The 17,569-nt window shown below is 33.3% G+C and carries 19 protein-coding genes, 1 pseudogene and 1 riboswitch; of the genes and pseudogenes, 17 read left to right on the top strand and 3 right to left on the bottom strand.

The window, feature by feature from the left end; genetic code table 11:
• Nucleotides 1-3: 3 nt before the first annotated feature.
• Together pta and tsaE are read left to right on the top strand one after the other, a co-directional pair.
• Complete coding sequence (gene pta, locus Q9R40_RS00100) at nt 4-981, top strand: phosphate acetyltransferase (RefSeq protein WP_297939263.1); 978 nt, start codon at nt 4-6, stop codon at nt 979-981.
• A gap of 1 nt (nt 982) precedes the next feature.
• Nucleotides 983-1,459: a tRNA (adenosine(37)-N6)-threonylcarbamoyltransferase complex ATPase subunit type 1 TsaE gene (tsaE, locus tag Q9R40_RS00095; RefSeq protein WP_023599776.1), complete on the top strand. Its 477-nt coding sequence runs from the start codon at nt 983-985 to the stop codon at nt 1,457-1,459.
• 16 nt (nt 1,460-1,475) lie between these two features.
• Here the strand turns inward: tsaE and Q9R40_RS00090 are convergent, their stop codons facing one another.
• Nucleotides 1,476-2,009: a 3'-5' exonuclease gene (locus tag Q9R40_RS00090; protein ID WP_014567647.1), complete on the bottom strand. Its 534-nt coding sequence runs from the start codon at nt 2,007-2,009 to the stop codon at nt 1,476-1,478.
• Between the two features lie 115 nt (nt 2,010-2,124).
• Between Q9R40_RS00090 and murB the strand changes: the two genes are divergently transcribed.
• From murB to crcB, 11 genes are all read left to right on the top strand, one after another.
• The gene (gene murB / locus Q9R40_RS00085) at nt 2,125-3,030 is read left to right on the top strand and encodes a UDP-N-acetylmuramate dehydrogenase (protein WP_297939257.1); all 906 of its coding nucleotides are present in this window, start codon (nt 2,125-2,127) and stop codon (nt 3,028-3,030) included.
• Between the two features lie 65 nt (nt 3,031-3,095).
• Entirely contained in the window at nt 3,096-4,187 is a 1,092-nt protein-coding gene (locus tag Q9R40_RS00080) for an ABC transporter ATP-binding protein (RefSeq protein WP_023599774.1), read from the top strand.
• A 3-nt stretch (nt 4,188-4,190) separates the two neighbouring features.
• Nucleotides 4,191-5,003, top strand: coding sequence for an ABC transporter permease (locus tag Q9R40_RS00075; RefSeq protein WP_297939254.1), 813 nt, complete (start codon nt 4,191-4,193; stop codon nt 5,001-5,003).
• Complete coding sequence (locus tag Q9R40_RS00070; protein ID WP_023599772.1) at nt 5,000-5,797, top strand: ABC transporter permease; 798 nt, start codon at nt 5,000-5,002, stop codon at nt 5,795-5,797. Before Q9R40_RS00075 ends, Q9R40_RS00070 begins: the two co-directional genes overlap by 4 nt.
• On the top strand, nt 5,794-6,867 hold the full coding sequence (locus tag Q9R40_RS00065; RefSeq protein ID WP_023599771.1) for a PotD/PotF family extracellular solute-binding protein: 1,074 nt from the start codon (nt 5,794-5,796) through the stop codon (nt 6,865-6,867). Before Q9R40_RS00070 ends, Q9R40_RS00065 begins: the two co-directional genes overlap by 4 nt.
• Before the next feature lie 40 nt (nt 6,868-6,907).
• Nucleotides 6,908-7,756, top strand: a complete 849-nt coding sequence (gene cdaA / locus Q9R40_RS00060) for a diadenylate cyclase CdaA (RefSeq protein WP_011161793.1) — start codon at nt 6,908-6,910, stop codon at nt 7,754-7,756.
• Nucleotides 7,753-8,721: a YbbR-like domain-containing protein gene (locus Q9R40_RS00055; RefSeq protein WP_304675695.1), complete on the top strand. Its 969-nt coding sequence runs from the start codon at nt 7,753-7,755 to the stop codon at nt 8,719-8,721. Before cdaA ends, Q9R40_RS00055 begins: the two co-directional genes overlap by 4 nt.
• A 24-nt stretch (nt 8,722-8,745) precedes the next feature.
• Nucleotides 8,746-10,101: a phosphoglucosamine mutase gene (gene glmM, locus Q9R40_RS00050; RefSeq protein WP_012846420.1), complete on the top strand. Its 1,356-nt coding sequence runs from the start codon at nt 8,746-8,748 to the stop codon at nt 10,099-10,101.
• Between the two features lie 19 nt (nt 10,102-10,120).
• Nucleotides 10,121-10,183: riboswitch (Fluoride riboswitch) on the top strand.
• Nucleotides 10,184-10,271: 88 nt separating this feature from the next.
• On the top strand, nt 10,272-11,087 hold the full coding sequence (locus Q9R40_RS00045; protein ID WP_300723445.1) for a Cof-type HAD-IIB family hydrolase: 816 nt from the start codon (nt 10,272-10,274) through the stop codon (nt 11,085-11,087).
• A complete protein-coding gene (locus Q9R40_RS00040) occupies nt 11,080-11,469 on the top strand; it encodes a CrcB family protein (RefSeq protein ID WP_304675686.1) in 390 nt (129 codons plus the stop codon). The genes Q9R40_RS00045 and Q9R40_RS00040 overlap by 8 nt, the downstream gene beginning before the upstream one ends.
• On the top strand, nt 11,466-11,825 hold the full coding sequence (gene crcB, locus Q9R40_RS00035; RefSeq protein WP_304675684.1) for a fluoride efflux transporter CrcB: 360 nt from the start codon (nt 11,466-11,468) through the stop codon (nt 11,823-11,825). The genes Q9R40_RS00040 and crcB overlap by 4 nt, the downstream gene beginning before the upstream one ends.
• 54 nt (nt 11,826-11,879) lie before the next feature.
• On the opposite strand, the gene Q9R40_RS00030 is transcribed toward crcB, so the two are convergent.
• Complete coding sequence (locus Q9R40_RS00030; protein ID WP_304675682.1) at nt 11,880-13,097, bottom strand: DUF4097 family beta strand repeat-containing protein; 1,218 nt, start codon at nt 13,095-13,097, stop codon at nt 11,880-11,882.
• A 111-nt stretch (nt 13,098-13,208) separates the two neighbouring features.
• Here Q9R40_RS00030 and Q9R40_RS00025 point away from each other — a divergent pair, with 111 nt between their 5' ends.
• Together Q9R40_RS00025 and Q9R40_RS00020 are read left to right on the top strand one after the other, a co-directional pair.
• Nucleotides 13,209-13,916 (top strand): hypothetical protein, encoded by a 708-nt coding sequence (locus Q9R40_RS00025; RefSeq protein WP_300592005.1) that lies wholly within the window; start codon nt 13,209-13,211, stop codon nt 13,914-13,916.
• 3 nt (nt 13,917-13,919) lie between these two features.
• Nucleotides 13,920-14,696, top strand: a complete 777-nt coding sequence (locus tag Q9R40_RS00020) for an alpha/beta fold hydrolase (protein WP_300592007.1) — start codon at nt 13,920-13,922, stop codon at nt 14,694-14,696.
• A gap of 39 nt (nt 14,697-14,735) precedes the next feature.
• On the opposite strand, the gene Q9R40_RS00015 is transcribed toward Q9R40_RS00020, so the two are convergent.
• Entirely contained in the window at nt 14,736-15,626 is an 891-nt protein-coding gene (locus Q9R40_RS00015) for a metal ABC transporter solute-binding protein, Zn/Mn family (protein ID WP_300723752.1), read from the bottom strand.
• A 164-nt stretch (nt 15,627-15,790) separates the two neighbouring features.
• Between Q9R40_RS00015 and coaBC the strand changes: the two genes are divergently transcribed.
• Nucleotides 15,791-16,999 carry a bifunctional phosphopantothenoylcysteine decarboxylase/phosphopantothenate--cysteine ligase CoaBC gene (coaBC, locus tag Q9R40_RS00010; RefSeq protein WP_304675674.1) on the top strand — a complete coding sequence of 403 codons (1,209 nt, stop codon included), beginning with the start codon at nt 15,791-15,793 and terminating at the stop codon, nt 16,997-16,999.
• Nucleotides 16,996-17,497, top strand: a pseudogene (locus Q9R40_RS00005) (VanZ family protein). Before coaBC ends, Q9R40_RS00005 begins: the two are co-directional and overlap by 4 nt.
• The last annotated feature ends 72 nt before the right edge of the window (nt 17,498-17,569 follow it).

The raw sequence follows: 17,569 nt of genomic DNA, 5'->3' as shown, positions 1-17,569 counted from the left end.
GTTATGAAAGTATTTGACTCACTTAAGAAAAAAGCAGAAGAATCAAAGAAGGTAATTGTTTTTCCAGAAGGAAACGATGACCGAATAATAAAAGCTGCTGTTCGCCTCGAAAAAGAAGGCATTGTTAAACCACTTTTACTGGGAAAGCCTGATGAAGTAATAGAGACTGCTCAAAGCTTGAATGTTGATTTAGGTTCAATTGAAATTATTAATCCGGCAGTTTATCCAGATTTTGAAAAAATGTGTCAAGACTTTGTTGAGTTAAGAAAAGGAAAGAATACTTTAACAGAAGCAAAGGAAATTTTACAAGACGTTTCTTACTTTGGCACAATGTTAGTATATGAAGGAAAAGCCGATGGGATGGTGTCAGGGGCTACTCATTCTACTGCTAATACTGTGCGTCCAGCTCTTCAAATTATTAAGACTAAAAAAGGTATGAGCCGTGTTTCAGGAGCTATGATTATGGAACGCGGAGATGAAAAATATATTTTTGCTGATTGTGCTATTAATATTGATCCAGATAGTGAAACTCTAGCTGAAATTGCTTATCAATCAAGTAAAACCGCTGAAATGATTGGTCTTGAGCCTAAAATTGCAATGCTTAGCTTTTCAACTAAGGGATCAGCAAAGGGACCAATGGTAACTAAAGTGCAAGAAGCTACTGAATTAGTCCATCAAAAATATCCTGAATTAATTTGTGATGGAGAATTACAATTTGATGCTGCAATTGTTCCTCGGGTTGGAGAAGCAAAAGCCCCAGGTTCTGCGGTTGCAGGACATGCAAATGTATTTATTTTTCCAGAATTACAATCCGGTAATATTTCTTATAAAGTTGCAGAACGTTTAGGTGGATTCAGTGCAATTGGTCCTGTATTGCAAGGTCTGGCTGCACCAATTAATGATTTGTCACGTGGATGCAAAACTGAAGATGTATATTTGTTAGCTATTTTAACTGCTGCTCAAGCTAATATGGAGAAGTAAAATGAACTCCTTAGAAATAAATTCTGATGAACAGATGAAAAAGCTAGGTAACGCAATTGGTAAAAGTAGTAAGGGCCATGATTTATTACTCTTGTCAGGTGATCTAGGTGCCGGAAAAACGACTTTGACTAAAGGAATTGCACGAGCTCTGGGGATTAAGCGTCCGGTTAAAAGTCCAACTTTTACAATTGTTAGAGAATATCGAGAAGGTAAGAGACCGCTTTTTCATATGGATATGTATCGGCTAGAAGATGGTGACTTATCAAGTATAGATATGCCCGGTTATTTAGCTGAAGATGGATTGGTTGTAATCGAATGGCCACAATTTATTATTGAAGACCTACCTAACGATTATCTTGAATTATCGATTAAGCGTGTAGATGATTCATGGGATTCTACCAAAAGAATAGTTGAGTTCAAAGCTGTCGGAGAAAGAAACCAAGTTTGGTTGTCAGAAATAAAAAAATATTTTGAATAATAAAAAATGGTTAAGCTTAGATAGGCTTAACCATTTTTTTGATTGGATCATCTCCAACACGTTTATTTTCCTCAATTAAAATACCTGCACAAGCTTCGCTATCGCTTAAAGCATTATGGTGATGCCATAAATTGATATTTAAAGCTTCTGAGACAGTATCTAGTTTGTGATTAGGAAGATAGGGTTCAAAGGCTTTACTAGTTGCTAAAGTATCAATTGCAAAGTAATGGGGTGCCGGAATATTATAGCGAGCCAGCGATTTCTCCATTACGCGGCAATCAAAGCGAGCGTTATGGGCAGCTACTAACATTCCTGGTTGATATAATTTTTTTATTTTTGGCCAGACTTCAGCCATTGTTGGAGCATTTTTTACGTCCTCAGCTGTAATGCCATGAATTCTTATATTTCTTCCATCAAAAGGCATTTGCGGATTGATAACTGTATAAAAACGATCCACAATTTCATTATTTCTGACCATAACTAAAGCAAGAGAACAGGCGCTTTCGGGATGACTGTTTGCCGTTTCAAAATCCATTGCAGTAAAGTTCATTTTTATCCTCTAAATAAAACATTATTTTTCTTTTTAGTATAACACTTAAGGTAGAAAACTATCCATTTAATGCGGTATGATTAAAGAGATGATTATTTAAGGAAGAGAGATAAAAATGCAACTGATGGATTTAAAAAAACAGGGGATTGACATTCAAGAAAATATTCCATTGAGCCGTTTTACTTTTACTAAGACGGGAGGACCTGCGCAGTATCTTGCTTTTCCTAAAAATTTAAATGAGCTCGAACTATTAGTAGATACGGTTAAAGAAAATAATATTCCCTTAACTGTTATTGGAAATGCTTCTAACTTGATCATTAGAGATGGTGGTATTTCTGGTTTAGTTTTGATTTTGACAAAAATGGACACAATTGTTGCAAATAAAGATGAGGCAACTGTCACAGCGGATGCTGGTGCAAGAATTATTGATACATCTGAAGCAGCATGTGAAGCTGGTCTAAGCGGCCTAGAATTTGCGGCTGGTATTCCCGGTAGTGTTGGAGGAGCAGTTTTCATGAATGCTGGAGCTTATGGCGGTGAAACAGAATTTGTTATTAAGTCTGTTCGTGTCTTAACTCGGGCTGGTGAATTTAAGACTTACACACATGATGAAATGGAATTTGGTTATCGTCACTCCTTAGTTCAAGAAACTGGAGATATTGTTGTGAGTGCTACTTTTGGTCTTGAGCCAGGGGATAAGTGGGCTATCAAAGCAAAGATGGAATATTTTAATGGCTTACGTAGAGCAAAACAACCACTTGAGTATCCTTCTTGCGGGAGTGTTTTTAAACGACCAGCAGGACATTTCGTAGGACCAATGATTATTAAAGCAGGTCTTCAAGGTAAAAGAATTGGCGGAGCAGAAGATTCAATGAAGCATGCTGGCTTTATTGTTAATGTTGGTGGCGCTACAGCTACGGATTATTTAGATTTAATTCATTTAATTCAAAAAACAATAAAAAAAGACTTTGGTGTTGATTTACAAACTGAAGTAAGAATTATTGGGAAAGAAAGAGATTAGATACTAGTACAGAGCTACAAGTAACGGCTTGTAGCTTTTTTTATGAGATAGATGGTGAGAAAAAATTGAGCGATATTATTAAATTAAAGCATGTTCGTAAGGAATATGATGATGGGTTTGTAGCACTGAAGGATATTAATTTAACGATTGAATCAGGAAAATTTTATTCTTTATTAGGGCCATCGGGTTCTGGAAAAACTACTATTTTAAGAATAATTGCTGGATTTAGCGAACCAACGAGTGGACAAGTTTTTTTTGATGGGAAAGATATTACTAATTTAGATGCTGCTAAAAGAAAAATTAATACTGTTTTTCAAAATTATGCTTTATTTCCTCATATGAATGTTTTTGAAAATGTGGCATTCGGTTTGCAGATCAAGAAAAAGGATAAGCAAGAAATAAAATTGGCTGTTAAAGAAGCTTTACACATGGTTCAATTAGATGGTTTTGCAAATCGAGAAATTTCTGAGTTAAGTGGTGGGCAGCAGCAACGAGTTGCAATTGCCAGAGCAATTGTTAATCAACCAAAGGTACTACTTTTAGATGAATCTTTATCTGCCTTAGATAAACGGTTAAGAAAAGATATGCAATTTGAATTACGTGAAATTCAAAAAAAGCTGGGGATTACTTTTATTTTTGTTACTCATGATCAAGAGGAAGCCCTAGCAATGAGTGATGAAATTTTTGTTTTAAATGAAGGGAAAATTCAACAAAGTGGTAGTCCGGTTGATATTTATGATGAACCAGTTAATGACTTTGTTGCTCGCTTTATTGGCGATTCTAATATCTTAAGTGGACGAATGATTAAGGATTATGAAGTAGAATTTGGAAATCATCGCTTTGAATGTGCTGATGCAGGTATTAAACCTGGTGAAAAGGTAGAGGTCGTTTTAAGACCGGAAGATTTAGATATCACTGATATTGAACATGGAAAACTAAGAGTTGTGGTTGAAAGTCAGCTCTTTTTAGGAGATCATTTTGAAATTAAGGCCATTGATAGTGACGAAAATGAATGGTTAATTCACTCAACTAATCCAACTAAAATCGGTAAGGAAGTAGGAGTATATTTTGATCCTGAAGATATTCATGTTATGCGTTTTGGCGAAAGTGAAGCTGAATTTGATAAGCGTTTAGAGGCATATGAAGGAGAGGAGTAAGATATGAAAAAAAGCAAGTTATTTTTTCTCATTCCTTATATTTTATGGCTTAGTTTATTTGTTATTGCTCCGATTATTTTGATCACAATTAATGCATTTAAGGGAGAGGATGGCTTTACCTTAAAGAATTTTCAGCAATTTTTTGTCAATGGTACGTTTTTAAGAATGACTCTAAATTCATTTTGGTATGCATTCTTAATTACCTTAATTACCTTGCTAATCTCTTATCCAATTGCCTATATTTTAAGCCAAATGAAAAACCAACAATTTTGGTTGTTATTAATTATTTTGCCTACTTGGATTAATTTACTTTTGAAAGCTTACGCATTTATTGGCATTTTTAGTAAGCATGGATTGTTAAATAATTTTTTACGGCTATTTGGAATAGCACCTGCGAATATTTTATTTACAGATTTTGCCTTTATTTTTGTTGCGGCTTATATCGAAATTCCATTTATGATTTTGCCAATTTATAATGCAATTTGTGACATTAATCCAGCTGTAATTCAAGCAGCTTATGATTTAGGCGCAAGTAAATGGCAAACATTTATTAAGGTTTTATGGCCACTTTCAAAATCTGGAGTTGAATCAGGAATTCAAGCAGTCTTTATACCTTCACTTTCTTTATTTATGCTAACGAGGCTAATTGGAGGAAATCGAGTAATTACCCTTGGTACTGCAATTGAAGAATATTTTATGACTACTATGAATTGGTCAATGGGTTCAACAATTGGTGTGGTATTAATAGTGTTAATGGTGATTGTTATGCTCTTTACTTCATCAGATCATCATCATAAAAAGGAGATCAAACTATGAAAAAAATCAAATGGTCCCGAATCTATTTTGCTTTTGTTCTGGTTTTGATGTATTTACCCATTTTTTATTTAATATTTTATTCTTTTTCAAGTGGTCATAATATGGATCATTTTGAAAAGTTTACTTTCAGTCACTATCAGGATCTTTTTAATGATAATAGGCTATTAGCTATCTTTTTAGAAACAATTTTACTAGCTCTCTTATCTAGTTTGATTGCTACTATAATTGGTACTTTTGGAGCGATTGCAATTAGTCAGACTAAAAATAAAAAAGGGCGAAAAACTCTATTAGCCTTAAATAATGTTTTGATGGTATCACCAGATGTAATTATCGGGGCGAGTTTTTTAATCTTCTTTACTTTTTTAGGAATTGGCTTAGGTTTTGGATCTGTTCTATTAAGTCACATTGCTTTTTCGATTCCGATTGTTGTATTAATGGTATTACCGCGGTTAAAAGAATTTGATTACTCTTTAGTGGATGCAGCTCGAGATTTAGGTGCATCTACTTGGCAAGTTTATAGCAAGGTAATGATTCCGGCGATTACACCAGGGATTTTAGCTGGCTTTTTTATGGCTTTGACTTATTCTTTAGATGATTTTGCAGTTACTTTTTTTGTGACAGGAAATGGTTTTTCAACATTGTCAGTAGAAATTTATTCACGTGCGCGCCAAGGAATTAACCTAGAAATCAATGCCTTGAGTACTATAATGTTTATTTTTGTAATGATTTTAGTACTTATTTATTATGTAATTACTAATCATAAAACCCATATTGGTAAGGGGCGTGCACAATGAAGAAGCTATTAATTGGGATAGTGGCTATTCTACTAGTCTGCTTTGGCTTAGAAGCTGGTGCTAAACAATTAAATAATAATGGCGTTAGCGCTAATAACAAAAATTTGATTATCTATAATTGGGGTGATTATATTGACCCCAAGCTAATCAAGAAATTTGAAAAACAAACTGGATATCATGTAATTTATGAAACATTTGATTCTAATGAAGCTATGTACACGAAAATAAAACAAGGTGGTACTGCATACGATATTTGTGTTCCTTCCGATTACATGATTTCAAAAATGCGAAAAGCTAAATTGCTTGATAAAATTGATACTAAAGAAATTCCAAATTACAAAAATATTGGGAGTGAGTTTTTACATCACTCTTTTGATCCAAAAAATACCTACTCTGTTCCGTATTTTTGGGGAACGTTAGGGATTGTATATAATGATAAATTTATGAAACCTGGACAAATAAAACATTGGAATGATCTCTGGTCCAAAGATTATCGGCATAATATTTTATTAGTGGATTCCGCTAGAGATATTATGGGACTTTCTTTAGCGTCTATGGGAAAGTCTTTGAATACTACTAATTCCTTAGATCTAAAATTAGCAAAAACAAAATTGGACGGTCTCGGACCCAATGTAAAAGCAATTATTTCAGATGAATTAAAAATGTATATGATTCAAAATGAAGCTGCTGTTGGAGTAACGTGGTCTGGAGAGGCTCGTACAATGCTAAACGATAATAAACACTTACATTATGTAGTACCGCCTGAAGGCTCAAACTTATGGTTTGATAATTTTGTCATTCCTAAGACCGTAAAGAATAAAAAAGGTGCTTATGCTTTTATTAATTTTATGCTTGATCCTAAAAATGCTGCTCAGAATGCAGAGTATATCGGGTATGCAACTCCTAATGTAAAAGCTCAAGAATTATTACCAAAGAAAATAAAAAATGATAAACAATTTTATCCAAGTAAACAAGCAATGAAAAATTTACAAGTTTATCGAGACTTAGGTCCAAAGAAAATTCAAGAATATAATGATCTATTTCTCGAATTTAAAATGTATGGTCGATAAGAGCTTCGTTTAGGTATAATTGAATTTTAGGAGGGTGGCAATGAAGTTTAATATTGAGCAAATATTTACCTGGCAAAACCTGATGAATATTATTGATATTTTAATTGTATGGTATATTATTTATCGTTTAATTATGTTGGTAAGAGGGACCAAAGCAGTTCAGTTAGTTAAAGGGATATCATTAATTATTCTTGTCAGAATTGTAGCTGGGTTGTTACATTTACATACGTTAACGTATTTTGTCGATCAAATTCTTTCTTGGTCAGTAATTGGAATAATTGTTATTTTCCAGCCAGAAATTAGGCGTGGCTTAGAGCACTTAGGTAGATCACCAATTTTTGGTGGGACTACAATGACTGAAAAGCAAGCTGCCGAAAAGATGATTGGAGAATTAGATAAAGCAATTCAGTATATGTCAAAAAGAAGAATTGGTGCTTTGATCACGATTCAACAAAATACAGGACTAGAGGACTATATTGAAACCGGTATTCCAATTGATGCTGATATTACCGGAGAATTATTAATCAACATTTTTATACCTAATACGCCATTGCACGATGGTGCCGTAATTATTCGCAATAATCGCATAGCAGTTGCTGCAGCTTATTTACCTCTTTCGGATAATAGTATGATTCCTAAAAAACTTGGGACACGCCACCGGGCAGCTGTTGGTATTTCAGAAGTTACCGATGCGATTACAATCGTTGTTTCAGAGGAAACGGGTGGTGTAACCATTACTCGCAACAGCCAATTTATGCTTGATCTAACTAGAGAGGAATATTTAAAATATTTAAATGCTCAATTAGTTCCAAAAGAGGAAGAAGAAAAGCCAAAGTGGTATCAACGAATTGTAAATCATGTTTGGAATTGGGGGTCAAATAAAAAATGAAAAAGTTTTTTGACAAACCTTGGTTCTATAGAATTATTGCTTTGATTTTGGCTATTTTATTAGCTGTTTATGTAGCATCTAATCAACAAGGTTATGTTACTCAAGGCCGACGTGAAGAAACCTTAAAAACTGCAACTAAAACCCAGGTAATTAAGGCCCCCTTACAAGTTTCAGTTAATACGGATAAGTACTATGTAACGGGATATCCTGAAAAAGTAAATTTAACTTTAGAAGGATCAAATGCTCTAGTCATATCTACTATTAATACTCAAAACTTTCGTGTCTACATTGATTTAAGTCATTTAAAAACAGGAGAGCATACTGTACCAATTAAGGTAAATGGTTTAAGCAGTCAATTAACTTATAATATTAGCCCAAGTAAAGTACGCGTAAGTATTCAAAAGAGAAAATCTCGTACGCTTCCTGTGCAAATAGAGTATAATAAGAGTGCTGTAGCTCGTGGGTATAATCTTGGAAAAGCTAAAAGCGATCCAGAAGTAGTTAATATTACTGGAGCTAAAAGTGAGGTTAACCAAGTTGATCGAGTAGTAGCTCGGGCAAGTTTACCAAAGGGAATAGACAGCACATTTGAACGAGAAGAAATGCTGGTAGCACTTGATAAAGATGGACATCAGCTTAACGTCGTTATGGATCCAGTAACGGCATATATTACTATCCCAATTAGCTTATCTAAGAAGAAGGTTAAGATAAATGTAACTTCGAAGAATGAATCTTCGACTCATGTTTATTCTTTAACTGCAAAGGAAGAAAATATTGAGATATATGGTGATGAAAATACGCTCAAGAAGATAACGTCTCTACCTTTAAAGGTTGATTTAAGCGGTATTAACCATGACGTTACGAAAAATGTTGCACTTAAATTGCCAGATGGCGTTGTTAAGGCATCACCATCAGTAATACCAGTTCATATAAAAGTAACTGATACTACTGCTAAAAAAGAATAAAACAAGGAAAGGTTGTTAAAAATTATGCTTAAATATTTTGGAACAGATGGTGTACGGGGGGTTGCTAATGCGGGCTTAACTCCAGAAATGGCTTTTAAATTAGGTCGTGATGGAGGATACGTTCTTACTAAGGATAAAAAGGATGGAGAAAGAGCCAAGGTATTAGTTTCTCGTGATACACGTATTTCTGGACAAATGTTAGAGTACGCATTGATTTCTGGTTTGCTTTCCGTCGGAATTGAAGTTTTAGAAGTTGGTGTAATTACTACTCCCGGTCTTTCTTACTTAGTACGTGCACAAGGGGCAGATGCCGGTGTTCAAATTTCAGCTTCACATAATCCGGTTGAAGATAATGGAATTAAATTCTTTGGTAGTGATGGTTTGAAATTATCTGATGCTAAAGAAGAAGAAATTGAAAAATTGATTGATGCACCTGAAGATAAGCTTCCACGTCCTTCTGCAGAAGGTTTAGGAACTGTAACAAATTACCATGAAGGAGCTTCTAAGTACTTACAATTTATTGAAAATACTTTACCAGAAGAATTAAGTGGAATTAAAGTTGTTGTAGATGGCGCTAATGGTGCTGCTAGTGCTTTGATTTCAAGGTTATTTGCTGATATGGGGGTTGACTTTACTACTATTGCAACTCATCCAGATGGTTTAAACATTAATGATCATGTTGGTGCAACTCATACTAAGAAATTACAAGAAGAAGTTGTAAAACAAGGAGCCCAATTAGGTTTAGCTTTTGATGGGGATGCTGATCGTTGTATTGCGGTCGATGAAAATGGGAATGAAGTTGATGGTGATCACATTATGTACGTTATTGGTTCCTATCTTGCTGATCACGGTCGCTTAAAGAAAGATACAATTGTTACAACTGTAATGAGTAACCTTGGTTTTACAAAGGCTTTGGAAAGACGTGGTCTTAAAAATATAAGAACACAAGTTGGTGACCGTTATGTTTCAGAAGAAATGAGAGCTAATGGTTATAATCTTGGTGGAGAACAATCAGGTCACGTTATTATCAGCGACTACCACAACACAGGTGATGGGATGCTTACTGGGTTACATTTATTATATGTAATGAAGGATACCGGTAAATCTCTCAGTGAATTATTGAGTGACTTTAAAGAATACCCACAACGTTTAATTAATGTTCCTGTTGAAAACAAAAAAGACTGGAAAGAACATAAACGTATTACTGAAGCCATTGAAAAAGTTGAAAAAGAATTAAGTGATGAAGGACGTATTTTTGTCCGTCCATCTGGAACTCAAAGTTTGCTTCGTGTAATGACTGAAGCTCCAACACAAGAATTAGCTGACAAGTACTGTGAAGAAGTTGCTAAGGTTGTTGAAGAAGAAATGGGTTCAAATTAATTCTCTGGCTTTATTTAAAATTTAATATGGTGATGGTGTTCACCAATTTAACCGATTAACATCTGACAACGCCTACTTTCTTGTATTAACAGGGAGGTAGTGTCGTCTTTTTTTATGCTTTTTTTGTATAATAGGAAGGAGAGTAACCGATTACATAAGGAGAAAAACTAATGAATATAAAATTAATTGCTGTAGATCTTGATGGAACTTTATTAAATGATAAACAAGAAATAAGTATTAAAACAAAACAAGCTCTTCAAAAGGCATCAAAAATGGGAATTAAAATAGTTCCTTGCTCAGGTAGACCATTTCCAGGTATTAAGGATTATCTTAATGAATTAGATTTAAAGGATTCTACTCAGTACGTTGTTGCATTTAATGGGGCTTTAGTGTTAAATACTCAAGGAAAGCCAATCGTTGAAGAACTGTTAAGTTATGATGATTTTATCTTTTTTGAAAAAATTGCTGATAAATTACAAGCGAATTTTCATATTGAAGTAAGAGACAAGTTTATTACATTAGATCACTTTATTAATTACTATCTATCACGTGAAAGTTGGTTGACAAGAATGCCAATAGAGGTTTCTGAACTAAAAGATATTTCGGAAGATATTAAATTTGCTAAGGCAATGTTTTCAGGATCTCCAGCTGAAATGAAGAATATTTATGGGAATTTATCAGAGGAAGTATTTGAAAGATATAATGTCTCAACTTCAGATGAAACTTTGATTGAGATTAATTCTAAGCATGCATCTAAAGGAAATGCGTTAAAAGAGTTGGCTAAAAAACTAAATTTAAAAGAAGATGAAGTAATGATTTTCGGTGATCAAACTAATGATATTTCTATGTTTGATGTTTCGGGATTCTATAAAGTAGCTATGGGAAATGCGGTTTCTGAGATAAAAAAGCGTGCGAATTTTATAACTAAAACAAATAATGAAGACGGAATAGCGTATGCATTAAGAAGGCTGGTTTTTAATGAATAGACGATTGAAAAATTATTTAAGTGTAGGGATTTTTGCTTTTTTTGGAGGTGGACTGCGAGCCTATTTAAATTTAATCTGGTCACAGACTGGAACTTTGACTGCTAATATTATCGGCTGCTTTTTATTGGCATTTTTTACTTATTTTTTTGTTGAATATCGAGAAGGAAGAGATTGGCTAGTTACTGGACTAAGTACAGGATTTGTTGGCTCCTTTACTACTTTTTCAAGTTTTAATTTAGATACGCTTAAGCAATTAGAAAGTGGGATGAATAGTCAAGCAACTATTTATTTCTTTAGTTCGATCTTTATTGGTTTTTTATTTGCTTATTTGGGAATGTTAGTAGGTAAAAGAATAGGTAGAAAGTTGGCAGAAAAAGCATGATAACAGTTTTAACAGCCGGATTCGGAGCTATTTGGGGAGCAATTTTAAGATATGGTATTACTAACTATGGTAAAAAACATTGGTCTAAGAAATTTCCATACGCAACGCTATTAATAAATCTTACAGGAGCACTGTTATTGGGATTTATTTTTTCTTGTAAATTCTCGCCCTTTATCTATGCTTTTATTGGAACAGGAGTATTAGGTGGGTACACAACATTTTCAACGTTAAACGTTGAATTACTATCTCATTGGCGAGATCGTAATTATTGTGTATTTACCTTGTATGCATTGCTATCATATGGTGTTGGCTTAATTTTAGTATTTTTAGGATATGAGATAGGGACTGTGATTTAGACTTCTAACAAAAAGAATGTTGGCGAATTTCGTCAACATTCTTTTTGTTAGTTATTAATTCGAGTTTTTAATCGAAACTTTTCCTACTTTGCTTGAAATATTAATTAAATTAGTTGAATCTTCCTTACCAACATAGCCTTCAATTTTATCGTAATCATCGTTTCCGTAAATAATGGCATCAAGAGGAAAATCAGTTGGACCAATTTTTTTGGTATTAATTTTGAATTTGAAAAATATTGCCGGTGGGACATTAACCGATATATTACCAACTTTACTTTGAATTGATAAATTAAATTTAGACTTTTCAGCCAGTGATAAGTTAATTTTCCCCACATCAGATTTAATATTACCACTTCCAGTAAGATTATTTAGAAGCATTAATCCGGTATCGGTTACTAAATCTATATTCTCACTTGTAAGTTTATTTACAACGATTTTGCCACTTTTAGTGTCCACAAAAAAGTTTTTAGTAGTAATATTTTCTAATTCAATATTTCCACTGATTGTGTGATAAGATATTTCTTCTTTTGCATACACATCATTACTGCTTAGCATTCCTGAGTGACCATTAACATGAAAGACATTAGCTAAAGTATTAGAAATGACGATGTCTCCAGATTTTAAGTCTGCTTGTACTCGCTTAAGAGTAGAATGAGCTAATAGAAAATCTCCTGAAATAGCAGTTACATCTACCATACAATAATTGGAAATCTTATTAATATAGACGTCCCCACTTTGACTGCGAATAGTTAGAAAACCAGTGAACTCTTTAGGTAAAAATAGCAAAGTTTTATTTTTAAAAATACCAACTAATTTGCGCGGTCCTTGGGTAATTTTTAGAACATTTCCAACTTTTTCAACCGTTGAGTGTAGATTTTCAATATCGCGAGACATAAAGTCATGCACGATTAGTTGGGAAGAAGTGGTTGGTAAAACTAAAATATCACCCAAGCGATAGTTAAGATGAATTTCATCAATTTGATTTAATTTTATCTTTAGTTCATTGACTAGTTTTGAATCGAAAATTTTGGCGAAAAAATCATTATATTTTACATAGTCATTTTCTTCTAAAGATTTTAGTTGAGAAAGCATGGTATCAAGATCTGTTAAATTTAAAAGTGCTTTTTGTTCTGCTTCAAATTGACTGGCACCATGCTGAATTTCTTTTTTTATTAAGTTTTTAATTTTTTTACTTAAAGTATTTTGTAAAGGTTTATTTTCTTTAATGTGAGGAAATTTATTGAAAAATTCTTTTAGTTTTTCATCAATCATGCTGAACTCCTTTAATATTTGTTACACTTTTATTATATAGCACTAAAAAATCTATGGATTTACTTTATTAAGTGTAAAAAATAATTTTAAAGTTTTCATTAGGAGAAAAAATTGAAATTTGTAAAATGGATTTGGAGATTGGTGGTAGTTGGGCTTATCTATATATCATTGAGTTTAACTTTAACTAGTCCCGTAGAATTAAAAGTAGACAGTACAGCCGGCTTAGTAAAAAGTTCTATTAATAAGGTTGTTGATCAAGCAAATAATAGTGATTTGCAAATGGGTGTTAGTTTTCTACAAGACTCAGGTATTGAAGATACACTTTTGTCACAGTTGCCTAAAAATATTGAATTAAAGACGTCTTATCAAGGATTAAATCAATTAAGCACCAATTATTTGGCTAATGATAAGTTAACGGCTGCTGATCTGAATTTAAAGAATGATACACAGCAGGAACAAGTTTTTAATCAAGTCGTATTGCAATTGGTAAATGAACAGTTGAGACAGAATTCTGATTCGGTCAAACAGGCTGCTGAGATTTATCATTTAATTTACTTCTTATTGATTGGACTGTATATTTTAGCAATGGCCTTAGCTTTGTTTGGAAAAAAAGTAGCCCTTATTCCACTTTTAATTGCGGCTATTGGATCATATGGTGTTTTATCGTATGCAGCCCAGATTGCAACAAGTTCGCTCCATGAGAGTGTTTATAGCGGAATTAATGTAAGCTTAAGCAGTGGATTAACACAAGCCTTAATTACTGCAATTATTGCGGCTGTGGGTTGTTTATTTATTAAAATTAAGCAGACTAAGGAATAAAAAATGCTATTTAAGACAAGTGATAATGTAAAAATTAACTATGAATTAACGGGAAAAGGAAAACCTATTGTTTTGGTTAACGGCTTTGGAGCTTATCAAGAAATATGGTCAGCACAAGTCCCATTTTTAAATAAATTAGGGTATCAAGTTTTAACTTACGACCACAGAAATATGGGGAAAAGCCAACGGACAGAAAAAGGCCATACTATCGAGCGTTTGACACAAGATTTAGATGAATTGACATCATTTTTGAAAATTAGACAAGCTATTTTTATGGGACATTCAATGGGTGCTTCTATCATCTGTTGTTTAATGAAAAATAATCCAAAGCTGGTAACACAAGCATTCTTAATAGATCAGTCACCTAAAATGCTTAATGACGAAAATTGGAAATATGGCTTTATGAACTATACAAAAGAAAATTATTTAGAAAAGTGCCAAGAAAGACCACAGGTTCATGAAACATATAATGGCTTGGATGATGATGTTTATGCTAAGTTAATGGAGGCCAAGAAAGCTAATCGATTTGATAGAAGAGATAATATAGATTTGCTTGAAAATCATATGTCATTAGATTGGCGAAGAGTTTTAGAAGAAACAGTAATTCCAACTACTTTTTTTGTTGCAAAGGAAAGTCCATATTACCGAGAGGGGTATGAAAATAAGCTAAAGCAAAAGAATACTCGAATAAATAGTTTTATTATGTCACCGACCGGACATGTAATTATGGCGGAAATCCCACAACAATTTAATATAAAGTTAAAAGATGTTTTAAAGTAAAAAAAGAGGGTCTCTTGTAGAGGCTCTCTTTTTAATAAACTAATTTAGTTTTTTAGTAATATTTGCTAAATTCTGATAATTTTCTGTCATCCATTTTATGTAAGTTGTATTGTTGGGGATGGTTTCACGAACTTGCAAGATTGGGATATTTTTTGACTTAGCTCTTTTTACAAAATTATTAACAGTTGAACTGTTTACTTGAGAATTTTTAACAAAGAAAGAAATTCCATGATTATTAATTGTTTGATTCATTTGATGAATAATTTTGGCACTTGGGTCTGTTTCATTTTCAATTGCTTCTTCAAAAGCTTTATCACCAATCTTAAAATGAGTAGCATTTAAGGCATAGTCAAATACTGGCTCGCTAACATATACTGGCTTTTGTTTTGCGCCATCAATAGAATCCGCAATCTTTTGGATCTTATTGATTTTTGCAAGATATTTCTTTCCATTTTCTTTGTAGTAAGCTGCATGCTTTTTGTCTATTTTAGAGAGTCGCTCTACTAAATAATTAACATATTTTTTAGGCATCTTTAAATCAAACCAAATATGCGGATTCGCGCCATTTTTTAGATCCATTAAATCTTCACCAACTAAAACGGCAGACTTATTCGTTGATTTAGCAAGCTTGGGAAGCCAGGAATCATACCCTAAACCATTAGCAACAACAATTTTTGCATTTTGAACTTTTTTTGCATCTGCAGTTGTTGGTTCAAAATCATGTGGATCAGTAGCACTATTAGTAATAATAGCAGTCGCCTTACCATATTTTCCTAAGACATTTTGTGCGATGTTAGCATACACATTAGTACTTGTTACAATAGAAATTTTATTTGATGAATCTTCTTTTTTTGAGCAGCCAGTAAGAATTAAAATAAGACTACTGATTACAAAAAAGAGAGCAAAAATCTTTTGATAATATTTTCTCATTTCTATATATTTATCCTTTCGAATTATATTGTTTAGATCTTCATTCAATATAAATCATAGCAGAATTTACTAATATTTTTTAATTTGCTAATTTATTTTTAGTAATTCGACTTAATAAGCTTGTGTTATAGTAGAAAGAAATTATGAATTAAGGTTGATAAAAAATGAAAGCTACAATATATATCACGGGTAGTATTGCTGCATATAAGGCAATTAGTGTTGTACGTGATTTTCAAAAAGAAGGACATGAAGTAAGAATAGCGATGACGGAAGAGGCAGTTCACTTGATTGGAACGCAAACTTTAGCTGCTTTAACGAAGTATCCAGTATTAACGGATCTCTGGCAGGAGAATACAGCCGATAAGATCCAGCATATTGAATTGGCCGACTGGACTGATATTGCGGTTGTAGTTCCGGCAACAGCTAACTTCATTGCTAAGATAGCCAATGGGATAGCAGATGATGCTGCAAGTACAACGTTCTTAGGAACTGCTGCACCTAAGTATGTTATTCCGGCAATGAACAGTCATATGTGGAGTAATGCTGCTTTTCAAAGAAACTTACAGCAGTTAAAGCAAGATGGAATTTTTGTAATGGATCCTGATACTGGTCGTTTAGCTGAAGGATATAGTGGCAAGGGGAGAATGCCAGAACCAATAGCAATTATGCAGTGGATAAGCGCATATCTTCAAGTAAATGATGAATTAGCTGGTAAAAAAGTTATAATTACTGCTGGTGGAACTGTCTCACCACTTGATCCTGTTCGTTATTTAGGCAATCGTTCTAGTGGAAAGATGGGAATTGCCTTAGCAAAAGCAGCTCTTGCAGCTGGGGCAGAGGTTGTTTTGATTGTAGGACATATTTCAGTTCCTATTCCTGAGTCATCAAAAATTACAGTTACTCATGTGGAAACGACTGAAGAAATGCTTACCGCTGTGAAGAAAGCTTTTTCTACTGCGGATGTTTTAATTATGGCAGCTGCTGTAGCAGATTATGAGCCCGTGAACTACATAGATCATAAAATTAAAAAGCGAGATCAAGGGGATAAACTAAAAATTTATTTAAAAGAAACTCCAGATATATTAAAAACAATGGGAAATTTAAAGCAAGAACAACAAGTTGTAGTTGGTTTTGCGGCTGAAACAAATGATTTACTCGAAAATGCGGCTAAAAAATTAAAAAATAAAAATGCCGATATGATTGTAGTCAATGATGTTAGTCGAGGAGTATTTGGAAGCGATAAGGATAAAGTTACCGTATTAAGAAAAGATAGGGCAAATGAAGATATAATAGAAACAACTAAAGTAGAAATAGCAAAAAAAATAATTACTTTAGTTGCTGAGGAGCTTGAAAGCAGGAAAGTTATAAAATGAGAAAAACTTTGTTAACTAAGCGAGAAATTATTTTTGTATGTTTAATGCTTGCTGTATTACTTGGATTGTTTATTTCTAGTTCAATGACTTATCATGAGCAAGAGATGTCACCGGGATTTTCCAATCATTGAAAGAATAGTTGGAAAATGGAATATTTATTATGGTGGCAGATGGCATAATGCAATTTTAGACAATGGTGAAGCGGGGATGACACAGTTTGTTATGAGAAAATTTTCTCACTTCTCATCTTATTTTTTAGTGGGTCTATTTGCTTGCTTGGGATTAGATCGATTGTTTAAGAAATGGTGTGGTCCTTTATTTATTTGGCTAGGTATCATTGGTTTGGCTGGATTAGACGAATTTCACCAGTATTTAACTGGAGATAGAACACCCAGTGTCCATGATGTGGCTCTTGATTCAGCTGGTGCACTTTTAGCGATTTTAATTTGTATTTTTGTTTATTGGCTTAGACATCGTCAAGAAAAAAGCAATTCCTAGATTGAATTTAAACCTTTAGTGCGTTATGATTGACAAGGTTAACTATATTAAATAAAAAGAAAGAAGGATTCT

The sequence above is a fragment of the uncultured Lactobacillus sp. genome (genome assembly GCF_948948975.1).
In the GTDB taxonomy this organism is placed as follows: domain Bacteria; phylum Bacillota; class Bacilli; order Lactobacillales; family Lactobacillaceae; genus Lactobacillus.
The sequence above is the reverse complement of the archived record's forward strand: the minus strand, read 5'-3'. Positions and strand labels throughout refer to the sequence as shown.